Annotated in this window: 18 protein-coding genes; 10 read left to right on the top strand and 8 right to left on the bottom strand. The window is 64.1% G+C overall.

Going from position 1 to position 17,975, the window contains the following annotated elements; genetic code table 11:
- Positions 1-67: 67 nt before the first annotated feature.
- The 4 genes from IVB12_RS30650 to IVB12_RS30635 all read right to left on the bottom strand — a co-directional run bounded on the left by IVB12_RS30650 (position 68) and on the right by IVB12_RS30635 (position 3,509).
- A complete protein-coding gene (locus IVB12_RS30650) occupies positions 68-1,210 on the bottom strand; it encodes an OpgC domain-containing protein (RefSeq protein WP_247304796.1) in 1,143 nt (380 codons plus the stop codon).
- A gap of 187 nt (positions 1,211-1,397) precedes the next feature.
- Positions 1,398-1,853, bottom strand: coding sequence for a hypothetical protein (locus tag IVB12_RS30645; protein WP_247277813.1), 456 nt, complete (start codon positions 1,851-1,853; stop codon positions 1,398-1,400).
- 92 nt (positions 1,854-1,945) lie between these two features.
- Positions 1,946-2,317: a DUF883 family protein gene (locus tag IVB12_RS30640; RefSeq protein ID WP_247304793.1), complete on the bottom strand. Its 372-nt coding sequence runs from the start codon at positions 2,315-2,317 to the stop codon at positions 1,946-1,948.
- Positions 2,318-2,396: 79 nt separating this feature from the next.
- Positions 2,397-3,509, bottom strand: coding sequence for an AI-2E family transporter (locus tag IVB12_RS30635; protein ID WP_247304790.1), 1,113 nt, complete (start codon positions 3,507-3,509; stop codon positions 2,397-2,399).
- A 209-nt stretch (positions 3,510-3,718) separates the two neighbouring features.
- Between IVB12_RS30635 and IVB12_RS30630 the strand changes: the two genes are divergently transcribed.
- The 3 genes from IVB12_RS30630 to IVB12_RS30620 all read left to right on the top strand — a co-directional run bounded on the left by IVB12_RS30630 (position 3,719) and on the right by IVB12_RS30620 (position 5,564).
- A complete protein-coding gene (locus IVB12_RS30630; RefSeq protein ID WP_247304788.1) occupies positions 3,719-4,492 on the top strand; it encodes a L,D-transpeptidase in 774 nt (257 codons plus the stop codon).
- A gap of 16 nt (positions 4,493-4,508) precedes the next feature.
- Positions 4,509-5,159 (top strand): DUF2865 domain-containing protein, encoded by a 651-nt coding sequence (locus IVB12_RS30625; protein ID WP_247304784.1) that lies wholly within the window; start codon positions 4,509-4,511, stop codon positions 5,157-5,159.
- Positions 5,160-5,408: 249 nt separating this feature from the next.
- Positions 5,409-5,564: a Thivi_2564 family membrane protein gene (locus IVB12_RS30620; protein ID WP_008546817.1), complete on the top strand. Its 156-nt coding sequence runs from the start codon at positions 5,409-5,411 to the stop codon at positions 5,562-5,564.
- Between the two features lie 61 nt (positions 5,565-5,625).
- Here the strand turns inward: IVB12_RS30620 and IVB12_RS30615 are convergent, their stop codons facing one another.
- The 4 genes from IVB12_RS30615 to cysD form a co-directional block, all read right to left on the bottom strand.
- Positions 5,626-5,826 carry a CsbD family protein gene (locus IVB12_RS30615; protein ID WP_247277808.1) on the bottom strand — a complete coding sequence of 67 codons (201 nt, stop codon included), beginning with the start codon at positions 5,824-5,826 and terminating at the stop codon, positions 5,626-5,628.
- 95 nt (positions 5,827-5,921) lie between these two features.
- Positions 5,922-8,087 carry a malate synthase G gene (locus IVB12_RS30610; RefSeq protein WP_247304781.1) on the bottom strand — a complete coding sequence of 722 codons (2,166 nt, stop codon included), beginning with the start codon at positions 8,085-8,087 and terminating at the stop codon, positions 5,922-5,924.
- Positions 8,088-8,356: 269 nt separating this feature from the next.
- On the bottom strand, positions 8,357-10,273 hold the full coding sequence (cysC, locus tag IVB12_RS30605) for an adenylyl-sulfate kinase (RefSeq protein WP_247304777.1): 1,917 nt from the start codon (positions 10,271-10,273) through the stop codon (positions 8,357-8,359).
- 22 nt (positions 10,274-10,295) lie between these two features.
- Positions 10,296-11,090, bottom strand: coding sequence for a sulfate adenylyltransferase subunit CysD (gene cysD, locus IVB12_RS30600; protein ID WP_131872081.1), 795 nt, complete (start codon positions 11,088-11,090; stop codon positions 10,296-10,298).
- 244 nt (positions 11,091-11,334) lie between these two features.
- Between cysD and cysG the strand changes: the two genes are divergently transcribed.
- The 7 genes from cysG to cysT all read left to right on the top strand — a co-directional run bounded on the left by cysG (position 11,335) and on the right by cysT (position 17,966).
- Positions 11,335-12,771 carry a siroheme synthase CysG gene (gene cysG, locus IVB12_RS30595; RefSeq protein ID WP_247304774.1) on the top strand — a complete coding sequence of 479 codons (1,437 nt, stop codon included), beginning with the start codon at positions 11,335-11,337 and terminating at the stop codon, positions 12,769-12,771.
- Positions 12,768-13,085, top strand: a complete 318-nt coding sequence (locus IVB12_RS30590; RefSeq protein ID WP_247304770.1) for a DUF2849 domain-containing protein — start codon at positions 12,768-12,770, stop codon at positions 13,083-13,085. Before cysG ends, IVB12_RS30590 begins: the two co-directional genes overlap by 4 nt.
- A gap of 11 nt (positions 13,086-13,096) precedes the next feature.
- Positions 13,097-14,752, top strand: coding sequence for a nitrite/sulfite reductase (locus IVB12_RS30585; protein WP_247304767.1), 1,656 nt, complete (start codon positions 13,097-13,099; stop codon positions 14,750-14,752).
- A complete protein-coding gene (locus tag IVB12_RS30580; RefSeq protein ID WP_247304764.1) occupies positions 14,739-15,254 on the top strand; it encodes a DUF934 domain-containing protein in 516 nt (171 codons plus the stop codon). Before IVB12_RS30585 ends, IVB12_RS30580 begins: the two co-directional genes overlap by 14 nt.
- On the top strand, positions 15,251-15,976 hold the full coding sequence (locus tag IVB12_RS30575) for a phosphoadenylyl-sulfate reductase (protein WP_247304762.1): 726 nt from the start codon (positions 15,251-15,253) through the stop codon (positions 15,974-15,976). The genes IVB12_RS30580 and IVB12_RS30575 overlap by 4 nt, the downstream gene beginning before the upstream one ends.
- A gap of 124 nt (positions 15,977-16,100) precedes the next feature.
- Positions 16,101-17,090: a sulfate ABC transporter substrate-binding protein gene (locus IVB12_RS30570; protein ID WP_247304759.1), complete on the top strand. Its 990-nt coding sequence runs from the start codon at positions 16,101-16,103 to the stop codon at positions 17,088-17,090.
- A 39-nt stretch (positions 17,091-17,129) separates the two neighbouring features.
- Positions 17,130-17,966 (top strand): sulfate ABC transporter permease subunit CysT, encoded by an 837-nt coding sequence (gene cysT / locus IVB12_RS30565; RefSeq protein WP_346658530.1) that lies wholly within the window; start codon positions 17,130-17,132, stop codon positions 17,964-17,966.
- Positions 17,967-17,975: the final 9 nt, after the last annotated feature.

Below are 17,975 nucleotides of genomic sequence, written 5' to 3'. Positions count from 1 at the left end.
ACCTGCGCTCGATTCGCATAGCGCAGCCGCGGCGGCGAGCCTAGGAGAATCGGAAATGGGCTCCCCGCTAGGCCTGGTGCCGCAGGGCTGCGGGCAGGTCCTGCCACTTCGACCAGGCGATGTAGTAGGCGACCGCGGTCATCGCGGCGAAGCCTGCGAGGCTCACCACGACCTGCATCACCACCAGATTGGGCCCCGTGATCAGGACGAGATGCCCAGCAAAGGACAGGAACACGCCGACGCAGAACACGGCGAGCCATTCCTCGCCGCATCGGATGACCGCCTGAAGCGGCTTCAACTGCAGGCCGGGATGACCGGCCGGAATGAGATGGGTCGCGACGAAGGCGAGGGCGAGGAAGTGAAGCACGCGATAAGGCGCGAGGTTTTCCTTTTCCGTCGGCGCAATGGCGTCGAGGAGCAAGTTCGGCAGATAAGCGGAGAGCGCCGGTGAATGGCGCATCAAGGTGACCGCCATCGCCAAAACGAGATAGGTCCCTGCGAGGATCCGCAGCCAGGGCATGCTGCGCAACGTCCGTCCGGGTGCGCCTGTCACCGCGAACCAGCCGCCCAGCACCATCAGCACCTGCCAGCAGAGCGGATTGAAGGTCCACTCCTGATCCGGGTAGACCCGGAAATTCCAGTCGAACCAGCGTGCGGCAAGGTACAGCGCGACCGATGCCGCGAGCGTCACATTCGGCCGCCGCAACAGGCCCCACAGCACAAGCGGAAAGAAGGCCATCAGCGGGATCATCAATTGCAGGAGATCGAGGTTCAGCGGCTCCTCCTGGAGCACGAGGCCGCGGATCAGGATGCGCAGCGGGTGCTCGAGAATCCCCGAGATGTTGTATTCGTGAATGATCTCCGGTGCCATCGATTGCGAGGCGACATAGGCGATGGTGTCGATATAGATGACGAACAGGACGACGTAGGCGGCGTAGAGCCGCCAGACACGTCGAAAGATGCGCGTCGCCGCGACGACGTAGCCGCGCTCCAGCGCCATCCGGCCGTGGATGATGGCGACGCCATAGCCCACCACGAACACGAACAAATCCGCAGCGCCGCTGAAGCCGAAATTTCGCAGCGTCAGCAGGTTGACGACGTTGTTCGGGATGTGGTCGACGAAAACCGACCAGTTGGCGATGCCGAGTGTCAAATACAGCCTGGCGTCGGGTTGGAATGCGGCGAGGTTCGCCTTGACGGACGGTTTCATTGCGAAAAAGACTTTTGGAATCAGGGGCGCCGCTTTTAGCGGCAACCGCCTGCCCATCCGAGTAGCGTTTGCGTGATGGCGGGGACATCCGTGCCGGATGGCGCAAAATTGCGCAGCGCCTTCCTGCCGAGCTCCACCAGATCAGATGGCAGCAGTTGCGGCGAAATTTTCTAACCCACGCTGGTCGTCACTCGGCGGGCTCGGCCGATGCCTCGTCGGGAACGCCGGCGCGGCTCGCCATGATTCCGAGAGCGACGCCACCGATCGCCAAGATCGGCAACAGCCGCTTGATTCCGATGGCGCGGACGATCTGGAGTCCCGTGGCGAGCAGCATGGGGTCCGCGAGCATGCTCTGCGCCGCCGACTTCGCGGCACGCTCGGCCGCGATCTGGGCTTGCTTGCGCAACTGCCGCTTATAGGCCCAGTAGCTCACTGCTGCGGCCAAGGTAAGCAGAAAGAAAACGCCGGCACCCGCGAGGCAGGCTTGCACCGGACCATATTTCTCCAGCACCAAGATGAAGGCCGCGGCGCAGAGGAAGCACGTGGTGATGAAGAGCGCGAATGCCGCGCCTGCGGCAAGGGAGGTCAGTCGCACAGTGGTCCCGGTGGATGCACTGATCCCGTCGATGATGCGCTGAAACATGGCCTTGCTCCTCAAATCCCCACAAGCCGAACCGCCACACGCCGACATCGGCGGCGCGGCAGCGTCGCCGTCTCAAGATCCGTTCCGCAAACCTACCGGCGCCAGGCGACGCCGATCAGGAAGCCGATGCCGAGGGCGAGCCCGACGGTCGCGAGCGGCCGCTGCGTGATGGCCTCTTCCAGCGTCTCCTCGATCGAGCCGTAGGCGTCTTGCGCAGCCTCCATCATCGCGCTGCCGCGCTCGGACATATCGTCCATCGCGGAATCCACGTTCTCGCGCGCCTGGCGATAGCCGCGGCGAGCCTGCTTGCTGCTGGAATTGGCGAAGGTATTGAGCGCGTCGGTGATTTGTTCAGTGAGGGCGGCGATATCGCTTTTCACGGCTGCTACATCCTTCTCGAGGCGTTCTCTGGTGGCTTTGTCGGTCCAGTCTTTCATCCCGGTTTCGGCATTGGTCGTGGACATCGGGAGCTCCAAACTGTTGACGGCTGAGATAGCCGGAGAACGTTTCGTCGTCGGGGAAGTTCCGTTTGCGGAAACCGCCTCAGGCCTGCGGCAACTGCGGCGAATCCGCCGGCAACAGATGCTCCTTGAGGATCAGGCCGACGATCAGGAGCGGCGACGACAGGAACGCGCCCATCGGGCCCCACATCCAGGTCCAGAATGCGAGCGCAAGCAGGACCGCAAGTGCGTTCAGCGCCAGCCGCCGGCCGATGATGGTCGGGGTGATGAAGTGCCCTTCCAGGAAGGTGAGGCCGCCGAAGGCGAGCGCCGCCATGAGGGCACCGCTGATGGTCGGGAAGGCGACCAGCCCAACCACGACCAGCACGGCGAACATCGCGACTGGCCCGATGATCGGGATGAAATTGAGCGTTGCCGCCAGCGCGCCGAGCCCGGCCGGATTGGGCATGCCGGTGAGCGCGCAGATCAGGCCGGTGGCGACGCCGACGCCGACATTGATGAGAGTGACGGTCAGCAGGTAGTTGCCGAGATGGACCTCGATCTCGTTGAGAATACGCAGCGTGCGCAGCCGCGCGTCGTGATCGCTGAAGGTCATGATCATGGCCCGGCGCAGGTCGCGCCAGCTTGCGATGAACAGAATGAGGGTGACGAAGAACAGCAGAAATTCAGTAAAGGTCGGCGACAGGAATTCCAGCGTCGGTTGCACCCACTCGACCTTCGGCATCTGGAAGCTCGGGAATGCCTCCGAGCCGCCGACCATGCCTTGCAGCTCGCGCCACAGCGCCAGCGGCCGGTCGAACACGTGCAGCTTGTCCCTCAATTGCGCGCCGAGCTCCGGCAGGCGCGTGCTCCACTCCATAATCGGCGAGGCGATCAGCGCCAGGGCGAAGGCAACCACCGCGGTCCCCGCGACCACGATCAGCACGGCGGCGAGCGCGCGTGGCACCTTGCATCGCTCCAGGAAGCTCGCCGCCGGCGACAGCATGGTGCCGATCACGAAGGCCATCACCACGGGCAGGAAAAAAGCTCTTCCGACATAGAGTACGGTGACGACCGCAATCAGCAGCAGGCCTGCGAGTGCGAAAGCGACGAACTCGGTGCGGCGGATGACCGGCGGCAGCTCGCTATGGCTGTCGGGAAGCGGTTCACCTTCGCTTTTGCCGGGAGGCAGACGTTCGCTGGGAAGGACGCGCACAATACCTCTCCCGCACGGAAGCCGCGATCCGCGCGCCCATTTACGAGGTGAGAACGCGTGATCGCGGTAGCAGTTCCATCGCGCCTTCGTGAAGAAACGCTCGCTTGACTGTGACGTCGCGGCCGCGCTCCGCGCCGGAACTTAGATCAGCCCGATGGCGTTGCTTGGCTGGCGCATCACCCGGATGCACACATCCAATGGGGCAGCACATGACAAGCTTCTCTCTCGTCCGCCGCTTCTCGCCGCGTGCCGTCACTGCGTTTGCCTTCGCGACCGTTCTGTTCACCGTGCCCTTTGGCAGCGCGAGTGCGCAAACCCTCGGCTTTGCGCCGATCCGGCCGCAGTTGTATCCGCAGGATCAGAGCTATTCACAGGGCTATGGAAGCGAGGCGCCGCAAGCCGCCGACGAAGATGCCCAGCTGCCCGACCGCCTGCGCAGGCAGATCGTCAGCTTCGACAGGAGCGAGCCGGCCGGCACCATCGTCATCGATACCAACAACACCTATCTCTACTACGTGCTCGGCAATGGCCGCGCCATTCGTTATGGCGTTGGCGTCGGCCGCGAAGGCTTTACCTGGTCGGGCGTGCAGAGCGTCAGCCGTAAGGCGGAGTGGCCGGACTGGCATCCGCCGGCCCAAATGATCGCGCGCCAGCCCTATCTCCCGCGTTTCGTCGCGGGCGGTCCGGGTAACCCGCTCGGGGCCCGCGCGATGTATCTCGGCTCGAGCGAATACCGCATCCACGGCACCAACGATCCCAGCACCATTGGCAAGTTCGTCTCGTCCGGCTGCATCCGCATGACCAACGAGGACGTCATCGATCTCTTTAACCGCGTCAGTGTCGGCGCCAAGGTCGTGGTGCTGCCGAAGAACGCGCCTCTGATGGCGAAAGGCGGCGGCGATTCCGTGCGCAAGCGTCCGGCGGTGACCGCGTTGCCTTCGGGGCGGCAGGCGCTGAACATCACGACGTCGGCGCTGAACTAGGATTGAGCGAGGTCAGATGTGTAAACGCTCGATTGGCAAGCTGACCGGCGGTGCGGCGGCCGTGCTCACAATCATCTCTCTCGGCCTCGCACTGACGCCGCCGGCGCATGCGGAGGACTTTTTCTCGGCGTTGTTCGGTGCGTTCGGCGCGCGGCCTCCGCAGATCCGGACGCCGTTCCCGAACGATGACATGCCGCGATATGACGTGCCGCGCCAGCGAGCCGCCTATGGTGGCGGCACCGCCTATTGCGTGCGCGGATGCGACGGCCGCTATTTTCCGGCACAAGGAACGGATGCCGAAAGCAAGGCGCAGTCCTGCAAGAGCTTCTGCCCGGCGTCCGAGACCTCGCTGGTCTACGGCAGCAATATCGACGAGGCCACGACGGAGAACGGAAAGTCCTATTCCGATCTGCCGAACGCCTTCCGTTACCGCAACGAGATCGTCGCGGGCTGCACCTGCAACGGCAAGGATCCGGCCGGCCTGGCCCAGGTCAAGATCGAGGACGATCCCACCTTACGCAAGGGCGACATCGTCGCCGGTGCCAACGGTCTGGTGGTTGCCAACCGCAATGCCAACGACCGCCGCGGCGTTGCGATGAATTTCTCGCCGCTGCCGGAATCGGTGCGCGCCAGATTCCGTCAGGTACCGGTGGTGGCGAAGGAGTAGGGGGAGCCGTTGAGTGAGCGGCGCCGCTGGCGCCTCAATCTCCGCCGTCGAGCGGTGGCATCGGCAATCGCACGCCGCTCGCGGCGCGAGCGCACAGATATCTGAGAGCGAAGGGTGAAACTTCGGGCTGCGACCCGATCGTAGAAGTACGTAATCTATAGACATTGCAGCGGGTTGCGGCAATGGAACCAGCGCGAGCGACCGGCGTTAAGACCTCATTGGTAATTTGCCTGAAGGGGGGCCCTCACGATGCTGGTCGGCGTACTCGTCACCTTTCTCGTCGTCATTCTCGTGCTTTATCTCATCAACATGCTTCCGATGGACGGCCGCGCCAAGCAGATCGCGCGCGTGATCGTCATCATCATCGGTATCGTGTCGCTCTTGAAATATCTCGCGGTGTTTTAGCGGGCCTCCGGATATTCCAACAAAAAAGCCCCGGCTTGGGCCGGGGCTTTTTCGTGCTGCCTCAATGCAGCGACTTGAGCCAGTCGTCGACGTCCTGACGGACCTGGTCCTTGGCCTTGCCGTAACGTTCCTGGAGCCGGCCCTCGAGTTGCTCGCGGCGTCCCTCGATCGAGCTGAGGTCGTCGTCCGTGAGCTTGCCCCATTTCTCCTTGGCCGATCCCTTGAACTGCTTCCAGTTTCCTTCGATGCGATTCCAGTCCATGACCATCTCCATCGAGTTGATGGCCCTACAACGCAAGCGGCGCGCAGCCGTTCCGCTGCGCGCCGGGACGGTTTCGCCCTTCGAACTGAGGCTATTTAACCCGCTGCCTTCGCCTCGCGGCGACGCGCGGTGAGGATGTACTCGGTGTAACCGTTCGGCTGCTCGCGGCCCTTGAAGATGAGGTCGCAGGCTGCCTTGAAGGCGACGCCGTCGAAGGCGGGCGCCATCGGCTTGTAGATCGGATCGCCCGCGTTCTGCTTGTCGACGACGACGGCCATGCGCTTCAAGGATTCCATCACCTGCGCTTCGGTGATGACGCCCTGGTGCAGCCAATTGGCGAGATGCTGGCTGGAGATGCGTAATGTGGCGCGGTCTTCCATCAGGCCGACATCGTGGATGTCGGGCACCTTCGAGCAGCCGACGCCCTGGTCGATCCAGCGCACGACATAGCCCAAAATACCTTGGCAATTGTTATCGATCTCCTGCTTGACGTCGTCAGGCGCCCAGTTCGACTTCGACACCGGGATGGTGAGGATGTCCGACAGTTTTGCGCGCGGGCCGCCCTGGGCCAATTCTTCTTGGCGCGCAATGACGTTGACTTGGTGATAGTGCAGCGCGTGCAGCGTCGCCGCCGTCGGCGAGGGCACCCAGGCGGTGGTGGCCCCGGCCTGCGGGTGGCTAAGCTTCTGGGCCAGCATGTCCGCCATCTTGTCGGGCGCGGCCCACATGCCCTTGCCGATCTGGGCATGTCCGGGCAGGCCACAGATCAGGCCCATATCGACGTTCCAGTCCTCATAAGCCTTGATCCAGGCCTGCGCCTTCATCTCGTTCTTACGGATCATCGGGCCCGCTTCCATCGAGGTGTGGATCTCGTCGCCGGTACGGTCGAGGAAGCCGGTGTTGATGAACATGATGCGCTTGGACGCACGCTGGATGCAGGCCTTGAGGTTGACGGTGGTGCGCCGCTCCTCGTCCATGATGCCGACCTTGAGCGTGTTCTCGGGCAGGCCCAGCATCTTCTCGACACGATCGAAAATCTCGCAGGTCAGCGACACCTCGTCGGGGCCGTGCATCTTCGGCTTGACGATATAGGCCGAGCCGGTGCGGCTGTTCCTGACCTTGGAATTGCCTTTGAGGTCGTGAATGGCGAGCAGGCCCGACACGGCGGCATCGAGCAGGCCCTCCGGAATCTCCTCGCCCTTCTCGTCCAGCACCGCGTCGGTGAACATGTGGTGACCGCAATTGCGCATCAGGAGCAGGCTGCGGCCGTGCAGCTTGAGCTCGCCCTTGCCATCGGGCGTCCTGTAGCTGCGGTCCGCGTTGAGCGAGCGCGTCAGCGTCTTGCCGCCCTTCTCAAAATCGGCCGACAGCGTGCCGTTCATCAGGCCGAGCGTGTTGCGGTAGACCAGCACCTTGTCCTCGGCGTCGACCGCGGCGACGGAGTCCTCCATGTCGAGGATGGTGGAGACCGCGGCCTCCATGATCATGTCGGCGACGCCGGCCGGATCGTCTTTCCCGATCGCGCTGCTGCGGTCGATCTTGACCTCGACATGCAGGCCGTTGTTGACGAGCAGCACGGCGGACGGCGCGGCCGCATCGCCCTGGAAGCCTGCGAACTGCGCCGCGTTCTTCAGCGCGGTGGCGTTGCCGCTCTTCAGCTTCACCGCGAGCTGGCCCGCGACGACGCTATAGGCGGTGACGTCGGTGTGGCTGCCGGTCGCGAGCGGCACGGCGGTATCGAGGAACGCCTTGGCCTTGGCGATCACCTTGTCGCCGCGCGCCTTGTTGTAGCCCTTGCCGCTCTCGGATGGATCATGCGGAATCGCGTCGGTGCCGTAGAAGGCATCATAGAGCGAGCCCCAGCGCGCATTCGCCGCGTTCAACGCATAGCGCGCATTGGTGAGCGGCACGACGAGCTGCGGACCGCAGATCTTGCCGATCTCCTCGTCGACATTGGCGGTCTCGACCTTCTGCGTCGCCGGCTCCGGAACGAGATAGCCGATCTCCTTCAGGAAGGCGGTATAGGCGTTGAGGTCGAACGCCTTGCCCTTGTTGGCCCGGTGCCAGTCGTCGATCTTGGCCTGCAACGTGTCGCGGAACGCGAGCAACGACCGGTTTTTCGGCCCCAGCTCCTTGATGATGCCGGCAAGCCCGGCCCAGAACGCATCCGGCGCGATCCCTGTTTTCGGGGCCGCTTCCTTGGCGATGAAATCGAACAGAACGGGAGCGATCTTCAATCCGTAGGCATCGACGCGTTTCATGATGGGCTTTCTTGTTGGAAATGACTGTTTTTGGCTGCTTTTCACCCGTCAGCAGCAAAATGCGCCCATAGGGCAGCTTTCGGGGGCCTATTAGCCCCAAAATCAAGGCCGTGAGAAGACCCCCAGGCCTTTGTCAAAATGTCAAGGTGAGGTGGGGCTCAGCGCACCGCTGTCATTCCCCGCGAAAGCGGGGAACGCCGCGGCTTCTCCGTATCCAGCGCTGTCTCTGGAAAGCTGGGTCGCCCGGTCGAGCCGGGCGACGACAGCATTCAAATATTCGCGGCGAGGTCCACGACTTCGTCGAACAGCACGCCGGTGGTCTTCAGCATCTCTTCGATCGCATCTGCCGCTTCGGCGACCGTCCGTGTCGATGTATCGATCACAAGCTCGGCCGCCTGCGGCGTCTCGTAGTCGTTGCCGATGCCGGTGAACGAGGCCAGCGTGCCGGCGCGGGCCTTCTTGTAGTGACCCTTGGGGTCGCGCTCCTCGCACACTTCAGCCGGCGTCGCGACATGGATCTCGCGGAACGCGGTGTCGGCGATCCGGCGCGCGGTGGCGCGATCCTCGCGCGCCGGTGAGACCGCCGCGACGATCGCGATATGGCCGTTGCGGGCGAGGTGGGTGGCGACTTCCGCAAGGCGGCGGATGTTTTCGCTGCGATCAGCGGCGGAGAAGCCGAGATCGCTGTTGAGCCCGGCGCGCAGTGTGTCGCCATCGAGCAGGACCGGCGAGCCGCCATTGCTGAACAGGCGCCGCTCCAGCGCTTTCGCCAAGGTCGATTTGCCGGAGGCCGGCAGGCCGGTGAGCCAGACCACGGCGCCGTTATGGCGGTAGCGCGCGGAGCGCTCGTCGGAGCGCAGCGCCGATTCCACCGGCACGATGTCGACCGGCACGGCGCGCTGGCCGGCGTCGACCGACAGCACCAGGCCGCCGCCGGCGATGCGCCCGGAAACCTCGATCACGAGCCGGCCGGTGCGCGGATTGTCGGTATAGGGATCCGTTGCAATCGGATTCGAAAGCGAAATGTCGATCTCGCCGACGTGGTTGCGGCCGATCGCCTTGTTCTCGACGCTCGACAATTCGCCGGGATCGACCGCCTTTTCGATCGCAACCACGGTGGCGCGGCTTTCCTTCGGCCCGCAGCGGACCAGGAGCTGGTCGCCCTTGGCGAGCGGCTTGTCGTGCAGCCAGAAGATGCGCGCGCGCAGCCGCCGCGTCTCGCGCGGTGCGCTGCCTGCATGCGCGATGATGTCGCCGCGCTCGAGGAACAATTCGCGGTCGAGCGTGATGCCGACCGAGCGGCCGGCGCCCTGTCGGCCCGCGACCGGCGTCACCGGCCAGCTCTCGACCGTCTTGATCTTGGCGATCTTGCCGGCCGGCATGATCACGATTTCGTCGCCCGCAATGAGGCTGCCGGATTCGATCCGGCCCGCGACGATGCGGCGGTCGTCGAACTTGTAGATCGCCTGCACCGGCAGGCGCAGCGCCAGCGCTTCCAGCGGCCGCGCCGGTTCGAGCCGGTCGAGCGCCTCGACCACCGTCGGGCCCTTGTACCAGCCGATCCGGTCGGTGCGCATCGCAACGCCGTCGCCGTCGCGGGCGGAAATCGGGATCACCGCCGTCGGGGTCACGCCGAGGCCGCTCAGATGTGCCGAGATCTCGTCGCTGATGTCCTTGAAGCGCTCGGCGGAGAAGTCGACGCGGTCCATCTTGTTGACGACGATCGCGACCTGCTTCACGCCCAAGAGATGCAGCAGATAGCCGTGGCGCCGGGTCTGGTCGCGCACGCCTTCGAGCGCGTCGATGATCAGCACCGCGCCGTCGGCCTGCGAGGCGCCGGTAATCATGTTGCGCAGGAATTCGGCGTGGCCGGGCGCGTCGATCAGCACGATGTCACGCGAATTGGTGCGGAAGCGGATCTGCGTGGTGTCGATGGTGATGCCCTGATCGCGCTCGGTCTGGAGCGCATCGAGCAGAAACGACCATTCAAACGGCATGCCGCGCCGCGCGCTGACGGCTTTCAGCATTTCGAGCTTGCCCTCGGGCAGGCTGCCGGTCTCGTGCAGGAGGCGGCCGACCAGCGTCGACTTGCCGTGGTCGACATGGCCGACGATGACGATGCGCACTTGCGGACGCGTGGTGCCGTTCGGAGTGGCCGGCGAAGCCGTGGTGACGATCATGTTCATGCGACGCTCGCGTCCTTGGGAATCAGAGATAGCCGGCGACGCGCAGGCGCTCGAAAGCGTCCTCGGTCTCGTGGTCGAGCGCGCGTCCCGCGCGCTCCGGCACCTTGGTCTGTTCGAGCTCGATCAGGATCTCGTCGATGCTCGAGGCGGTCGAAGCGACCGGATTGGTGATGTCCTGATCGCCGAGCGAGCGATAGCGCTTGCCGTCCTTGGCGAGATACAGCGGAATGATCGGGATGTTCTCGCGCTTGGTGTAGGCCCAGATGTCGGCCTCGGTCCAATGCAGGATCGGGTGGATGCGCAAATGCGCGCCTTGCGGCGGCGAGGCATTGAAATGATCCCAGAACTCCGGTGGCTGGTCGCGCACGTCCCAATTGCCTTCCAATCCCCGCGGCGAGAACACGCGCTCCTTGGCGCGCGTCGCCTCCTCGTCGCGGCGAATGCCGGCGATCAGGCCGTCAAAGCCGTACTTTGCGAGCGCCATCTTGAGGCCTTCGGTCTTGCGCGCGGCGGAGCGTGCGGCCGGCGGCAGCGTTGGGTCGACGGCGTCGATCGGCGGGCAGGGCTCGACGCGCAAATCGAGATCCCACTCCTTCCCGTAGTGATCGCGGAAGCGATACATCTCGGGAAACTTTTTGCCGGTGTCGACATGAAGGGCGGGGAACGGCATCTTGCCGAAGAACGCTTTCCGCGCCAGCCAGATCATGACATTGGAGTCCTTGCCGAGCGACCACAGCAGGGCAATCTTCTTCAGACGGGCGAAGGCCTCGCGGAAGATGTAGATGCTCTGCGCCTCGAGCTGGTCGAGATGATCCATGCTTGGGGCAAGCTCGCCAGAAAATTCTTGCGCGCGCACGCGCTCGGCCAGCGCCGGATTGCTCAGTCGATCAGCAGCGGAATCGTCCTTGAGAAGATGCATCTCTGCCACTTTGCGTTTGGAGGCGAAAATTCTATAGTCGCACTGCGGAAGAGAAGAAAAAATTTTCTCTTTGCGCGCTCGAAACGAGACATATATAGAAAATAATTCCAGTCAACCCCGTTTGTGGGGAAGCGGGTATCGCATGCGGTTCTTGCCGGTGTTTCTCGATCTCAAGACCGGTCCGGTGGTCCTCATCGGCGCGGGCGAGCTTTTGCGCGCCAAGCTGCGCGTGCTCGCCGCTGCCGGCGCGCGCATCCGCGTGCATGCGATCGACGGCGATCGTGATCTGAGCCTCAGCTCCGAGGACGCAGCGCGTGTCGAAATCATGTCCGGGGATCCGCTTACTGCCGATCTCTCAGGCATCATCGCGGTCGTCTGCGCAGGCGCGGGTGATGTTGGTTTAGCGATGTCGGTTCGCGCCAAGGCGCTGGGTTTGCCTGTCAACGTGATGGACGATCTTGAACATTCCAGCTTCATTTTCCCCGCGATCGTCGATCGCGGCGATGTCGTGGTCGCGGTTGGCACCGGCGGCACCTCGCCGGTGGTGGCGCGGCGCCTGCGCGAGAAGATCGAGGCGCTGCTGCCCGCCCGCATCGGCGAGCTCGCTGAATTCATCGGCGGCTTCCGCAAATCCATCAACGAGCGCATCGCTGAATTTCCGCTGCGCCGCCGCTTTTGGGAGCGGGTCATTGACGGGCCGATCGGCGCCGCCGTGCTCGCCGGCCGCAAGACCGAGGCCGACGCTGCGCTAAAGGCTATCGCCGATCCCTCCGCCTTCGCGCGCGCCGACAAGCCGGAAGGCTCGGTCGCGCTGGTCGGGGCAGGCCCCGGCGATCCCGATCTTCTCACCATCAAGGCGCTGCGCGCGCTGCAGGATGCCGACATCGTCTTCCACGACGAGCTGGTCTCGCCCGAAATTCTCGACCGCATCCGCCGCGATACCACGCGTGTTGCCGTCGGCCGCCGTATCGGCAAGCCCGGCATCGGCCAGGACGCCATGAACAAGCGCATGATCGAGGCCGCGCAATCCGGTCAGCGCGTGGTGCGCCTGAAGGGCGGCGATCCCTTCGTGTTCGGCCGTGGCGGCGAAGAGATGGAAGCCCTGCGCGCCGCCGGCGTCGCCTATTCGATCATTCCCGGTATCACCGCAGGTCTCGGCGGTGCCGCCGACTTCGAGGTGCCGCTGACCTACCGTCATGAAGCAACCCGCATCACCTTTCTTACCGCACACAAGGCGCGCGACGCGGAAGTCGTGGACTGGTCGACGCTGACCGACGCCAAGATGACTGTTGTGGTCTACATGGGCGCGACCGCCGCGCCCGCCGTACGCGCCGGCCTCTTCGCCGCCGGCCGTTCGCCGGAAACCCCGGTCGGCGTGTTCGCCCGCGTCACGCGCCCCGATGCGCAAGGCGTGATCGGCACGCTGCGCGATCTGCCCGAGCTCGTGCGGCGGACCAATGGCGGTCCTGCCATTCTCATCATCGGCGAGGTGGTCCGGCATGCCGGCTCACTTGGCCGGCAAACTCCCAAGAAAACCCCAAACCAAATCATCTCTGACCTCCTGGATGCAGCCGAATGACCTCCCCGCTTGAACAGAAGAAGATCAAAATCGCTGGCCCCTCGGTCGTGACCGCCAACCGCACCTGGGATGGCATCGTGGTTTATCGCACCGCCGCCAAGAGCTGGTCCGCGGACCTCTCGGAAGCCGCGATCGTACGCAACTCCGACGAGGCGAAGGCGTTGCTTGCGGAGTCCGTTGCCGATGACGTCGGCGCGATCGGTCCCTATATCGCGCCCGTGCAGGTCGGTGCGGACGGCAAGGTCCAGCCCGGCAATCTGCGCGAACAGATCCGCCGCACCGGCGTCACCATCGGACAGCCGGCCCAGGTTTAAGGCGCTCTCTTATGTATGCTTACGACGAAATCGATCGCACGCTCGTCAATGAGCGCGTCTCGGAGTTCCGCGACCAGGTGAAGCGGCGCCTGTCCGGCGAGCTCACTGAGGACGAGTTCAAGATCCTGCGGCTCCAGAACGGCGTCTACCTGCAACTGCACGCCTACATGTTCCGGGTCGCGATTCCCTACGGCACGCTGGCGACGAACCAGCTGCGGGCACTCGCCCATGTCGCGCGCAAATACGATCGCGGCTACGGCCATTTCACCACGCGGCAGAACATCCAGTTCAACTGGATCAAGCTCGCCGAGCTGCCGGATGCGCTGGCCGACCTCGCCAAGGTCGGCATCCATGCGATGCAGACTTCCGGCAACAACATGCGCAACGTCACCTCGGACCAGTGGGCCGGCGTCGCGCCCGGTGAGATCGAGGATCCCCGTATCTGGTCGGAGCTGATCCGCCAGCACACCACGCTGCATCCGGAATTCTCGTTCCTGCCGCGCAAGTTCAAGATCGCGATTACCGCGTCCGACCACGACCGCGCGGCGATCAAGATTCACGACATCGGCCTGAGGCTGATCAAGAACGAGAAGGGCGAGACCGGCTTCGAGGTTCTGGTCGGCGGTGGCCTCGGCCGCACGCCTTTCATCGCCAAGACCATCAAGCACTTCGTGCATGGCCGCGACATCCTCAGCTACATCGAGGCGATCCTACGCGTCTACAACCAGTACGGCCGCCGCGACAACATCTACAAGGCGCGCATCAAGATCCTGGTGCACGAGCTCGGCATCGAAAAGTTCTCCCGCGAGGTCGAGGACGAGTGGCAGCACATCCGCAACTCCTCGCTCCAGATCGACGACGAGGTGATCGAGGACATCCGCTCGCGCTTCACCTACCCGGCTTACGAGAAGCTGCCGCACATGCCTGACGAGCTGCGCCAGGCCGCGGCCGATCCGGATTTCGAGGCGTGGCGCAAGAACTCGGTGGCCCCGCACAAGGTGCAGGGTTACTCGATCGTCACGATCTCGCTGAAGCCGATCGGTGGGCCTCCGGGTGATGCCACCGCCGAGCAGATGGACGCGCTGGCCGACCTCGCCGACAAATATTCCTTCGGCGAGATCCGTGTCGGCCACGAGCAGAACCTTGCGCTGCCGCACGTTGCCAAGCGCGACCTGCCGGCACTCTGGAAGGCGCTCGACAAGCTCGGGCTTGCGACGCCCAACGTCAATCTGATCACCGACATCATCGCTTGCCCGGGCCTCGACTATTGCTCGCTGGCGAATGCGCGCTCGATCCCGATCGCGCAGGAGCTGACGCGCCGGTTTGCCAATCACGAGCTCGCCAACCTGATCGGCCGTCTCCACATCAACATCTCCGGCTGCATCAATGCCTGCGGCCATCACCATGTCGGCCACATCGGCATTCTCGGCGTCGAGAAGAATGGCGAGGAGGTCTATCAGATCACCATCGGCGGCCGCGCCGACGAGAACGCAGCGCTGGGCACCCTGATCGGCCCCGGGGTGAAGTTCGACGAGGTCGCCGACGTCGTCGAGGACATCGTGGAAGCTTACCTGGCGCTGCGCGAACGGCCCGAAGAGCTATTCATGGACACGGTGAGACGCCTCGGCGTCGAACCCTTCAAGGAGCGCGTCTATGCCACTCGTTAACGGCGGAAAGATCGTCGACGACGGCTTCGCCAAGCTCGCCGTCGATACCCCGCTGCCCGAGAGCGGCGATATCCTGGTGCCGGCCGAGCGTTTCCTCGGTGAAGCGGAAGGCTTGCTCAAGCGCGCCGGCAAGGTCGGCGTGATCTGGCCGAACAATCGCGACATCGCCGAACTCGTGCCCTATCTCAGCAAGGTCGCCACGGTCGCGCTGGTGTTTCCGACTTTCCGTGACGGACGCGCCTACAGCCAGGCCCGGTTGCTGCGCGAGCGTTACAACTACCGCGGCGAATTGCGCGCCACCGGCCAGGTGCTGCGCGATCAGTTCGTGTTCATGCTGCGCGCCGGTTTCGACGCCTTCGAGGTCAAGAAGCAGGCCGACGCGGAAGCGTTCATGCAGACCGCCAAGCGCTATTCGGTGTTCTACCAGCCGACCGGCGACGGCCGCATCACGGCCCTGCATCGGCGCATGCAGTTGCGCCATTCCGAAGGTGTCGGCACGTGAACGCGATCGCGCCTCAGGTTTCATCCATCTCTGCGCTGCCCTCGGCGGACGAGCTCGATCGGAGCTTGCGCGATGCCTCGCCCGCAGAGGTTATCGCTGCGGCGCTGAAGGCGGTCGGGCGCAACAAGCTCGCCCTGGTATCTTCCTTCGGTACGGAATCGGCGACGCTGCTGAAAGTAATGGCGGACGTCGATCCGGCGATCCCGGTGATCTTTCTCGACACCGGCTGGTTGTTCGAGGAGACGCTCGCTTATCGCGACACCTTGATCGCGACGCTGGGCCTGAAGGACGTCCGTTCGGTCCAGCCCGCCGAGGAGACGCTGTCGCGCGAGGATCCCGACCGCGACCTCTGGTTCTCCGATCCCGACGCGTGCTGCCGCATCCGTAAAGTCGAGCCGCTGGCGCGTGCGCTGAAACCGTTCGATGCCTGGCTCAACGGCCGCAAGCGTTTCCAGGGCAATGCGCGGGCCGACATTCCGGTCGTCGAGAACGATGGCGCCCGATTGAAGTTCAATCCCTTTGCCAACGTCTCGCGCGAGGAACTCGAGGCGATGTTCGTCCGCGCCAAATTGCCGCGTCACCCTCTCGTCGCCTCCGGTTTCCTGTCGGTTGGGTGTATGCCTTGCACCAGCAGAACGGCCGAAGGCGAGGATGTACGCGCCGGCCGCTGGCGCGGCCGGGCCAAGACAGAATGCGGCATTCACACGATGGAGACTTCGTAGCACGGTTACGCTGCCACGCTGTGAACAAGAAAATCCGGTTCCGTTGACTTAAGAGCGTTTCGACCCGAGTTATGCCTGCACGCCTTCGCTGACACCGACGTCGCCGAAGTGAATGGAGATGGAGATGATGCGCCGTATCGTTCCGCTCGCTGCAGGACTCTTCTGGGCAAGCTCGGCTCTCGCCGCTGACATCAATCTGCTGAACGTGTCATACGATCCGACGCGTGAGCTCTATGTCGAGTTCAACAAGGCGTTCGCGACCGCCTATCAGAAGGAAACCGGCAAGAGCGTCGAGATCAAGCAGTCGCATGGCGGCAGCGGTTCGCAGGCGCGCGCGGTGATCGACGGATTGCAAGCCGATGTGGTGACGCTCGCGCTCGCCTATGACATCGACGCGATCGCCGCCAAAGGCCTCACCGCAGCCGATTGGCAGAAGCGGCTGCCGCAAAATTCATCACCCTACACCTCGACCATCGTCTTCCTGGTGCGCAAGGGCAATCCCAAGGGCATCAAGGACTGGGACGATTTGATCAAACCGGGCGTCGCCGTGATCACGCCGAACCCGAAGACATCAGGGGGCGCGCGCTGGAATTACCTCGCAGCGTGGGGCTTTGCGCAGAAAAAGTTCGGCTCGGCCGACAAGGCCAAGGACTTCATCGGAAAGCTCTATCAGCAGGTGCCGGTGCTCGATACCGGCGCACGCGGCGCCACCGTGACGTTCGTCGAGCGTGGCGTCGGGGACGTGCTGCTCGCCTGGGAGAACGAGGCGTTTCTCGCGCTGAAGGAGTTCGGCGCGAACAAGTTCGAGATCGTGGCGCCGCCGCAATCGATCCTCGCCGAGCCGCCGGTCGCCATCGTCGACAAAGTTGCCGATAAAAAAGGCACGCGCAACGCCGCCGACGCCTATCTCCAGTATTGGTATACCAAAGAGGGGCAGGAGATCGCCGCGCGCAATTTCTACCGCCCGCGCGATGCCGAGATCGCCAAGAAGCACGAAAGTGCCTTCGCCAAGGTCGAGCTGTTCACGATCGACGACGTCTTTGGCGGCTGGACCAAGGCGCAGCGGGAACATTTTGCCGACGGCGGCGTCTTTGATCAGATCTACAAGAACTGATCGAGCGCCGTCTTAGGAGGCTTTTAGCAGGGGGGCCTGGTGAGCGCACTCGCAGCAAGACGCCGGACATTGCCGGGCTTCGGTCTCACCATGGGGCTGACGCTTTCCTGGCTCTCCGTCATCATCCTGATTCCGCTCGCCGGCCTGTTCCTGAGGTCGCTCGAGCTGAGCCCGGAACAGTTCTGGAATATCCTTTCCAGTCGCCGCACGCTGAACGCGCTCCGCGTCTCCTTCGGCCTCGCCTTCGCGGCTGCCTCCGTCAATCTCGTGATGGGCAGCATCATCGTCTGGGCGCTGGTGCGCTACCGCTTTCCCGGCCGGCGGCTGTTCGATGCGATTGTCGACGTGCCCTTCGCGCTGCCGACTGCGGTCGCCGGCGTCGCGTTGACCGCGCTGTTCGCCGAGAAGAGCTGGCTCGGTGGCCCGCTCGCGGCGCTCGGCATCAAGGTCGCATTCACGCCGGTCGGCATCTTCGTCGCCATGATCTTCATCGGCATTCCCTTCGTGGTGCGCACGGTGCAGCCGGTGCTCCAGGATCTCGACCCCGAGATCGAGGAGGCCGCGGGCAGTCTGGGCGCAAGCCGCTGGCAGACCATCATCCGCGTGATCCTGCCGTCACTCGCACCGGCGCTGCTCACCGGCCTTGCGCTCGCCTTCGCGCGTGCGGTCGGCGAATACGGCTCGGTGATCTTCATCGCCGGCAATCTGCCTAACATCTCCGAGATCGCGCCGCTCTTGATCGTGATCCGGCTGTCCGAATTCCGCTACGCCGATGCGACTGCGATCGCGGTGGTCATGCTCGTCGTCTCCTTCGTCATCATCTTCGCTGTGAACCGGCTCCAGCGCTGGGCACAGAGCCGGATTCCGGAGCGCTAAGGGCCGACC

The organism is Bradyrhizobium sp. 179 (assembly GCF_023073535.1).
Taxonomy (GTDB): domain Bacteria; phylum Pseudomonadota; class Alphaproteobacteria; order Rhizobiales; family Xanthobacteraceae; genus Bradyrhizobium.
The sequence above is the reverse complement of the archived record's forward strand: the minus strand, read 5'-3'. Positions and strand labels throughout refer to the sequence as shown.

Excerpts from the sequence above, each read along its gene's own strand:
- IVB12_RS30585 (WP_247304767.1), top strand. The coding sequence starts at position 13,097 with ATGTATGCTTACGACGAAATCGATCGCACGCTCGTCAATGAGCGCGTC.
- IVB12_RS30620 (WP_008546817.1), top strand. The coding sequence starts at position 5,409 with ATGCTGGTCGGCGTACTCGTCACCTTTCTCGTCGTCATTCTCGTGCTT.
- IVB12_RS30645 (WP_247277813.1), bottom strand. The coding sequence starts at position 1,853 with ATGTTTCAGCGCATCATCGACGGGATCAGTGCATCCACCGGGACCACT.
- IVB12_RS30615 (WP_247277808.1), bottom strand. The coding sequence starts at position 5,826 with ATGGACTGGAATCGCATCGAAGGAAACTGGAAGCAGTTCAAGGGATCG.
- cysC (WP_247304777.1), bottom strand. The coding sequence starts at position 10,273 with ATGAACATGATCGTCACCACGGCTTCGCCGGCCACTCCGAACGGCACC.
- IVB12_RS30625 (WP_247304784.1), top strand. The coding sequence starts at position 4,509 with ATGTGTAAACGCTCGATTGGCAAGCTGACCGGCGGTGCGGCGGCCGTG.
- IVB12_RS30640 (WP_247304793.1), bottom strand. The coding sequence starts at position 2,317 with ATGTCCACGACCAATGCCGAAACCGGGATGAAAGACTGGACCGACAAA.
- IVB12_RS30590 (WP_247304770.1), top strand. The coding sequence starts at position 12,768 with ATGACCTCCCCGCTTGAACAGAAGAAGATCAAAATCGCTGGCCCCTCG.
- cysG (WP_247304774.1), top strand. The coding sequence starts at position 11,335 with ATGCGGTTCTTGCCGGTGTTTCTCGATCTCAAGACCGGTCCGGTGGTC.
- IVB12_RS30610 (WP_247304781.1), bottom strand. The coding sequence starts at position 8,087 with ATGAAACGCGTCGATGCCTACGGATTGAAGATCGCTCCCGTTCTGTTC.
- IVB12_RS30580 (WP_247304764.1), top strand. The coding sequence starts at position 14,739 with ATGCCACTCGTTAACGGCGGAAAGATCGTCGACGACGGCTTCGCCAAG.
- IVB12_RS30650 (WP_247304796.1), bottom strand. The coding sequence starts at position 1,210 with ATGAAACCGTCCGTCAAGGCGAACCTCGCCGCATTCCAACCCGACGCC.
- cysD (WP_131872081.1), bottom strand. The coding sequence starts at position 11,090 with ATGGATCATCTCGACCAGCTCGAGGCGCAGAGCATCTACATCTTCCGC.
- IVB12_RS30570 (WP_247304759.1), top strand. The coding sequence starts at position 16,101 with ATGATGCGCCGTATCGTTCCGCTCGCTGCAGGACTCTTCTGGGCAAGC.
- IVB12_RS30630 (WP_247304788.1), top strand. The coding sequence starts at position 3,719 with ATGACAAGCTTCTCTCTCGTCCGCCGCTTCTCGCCGCGTGCCGTCACT.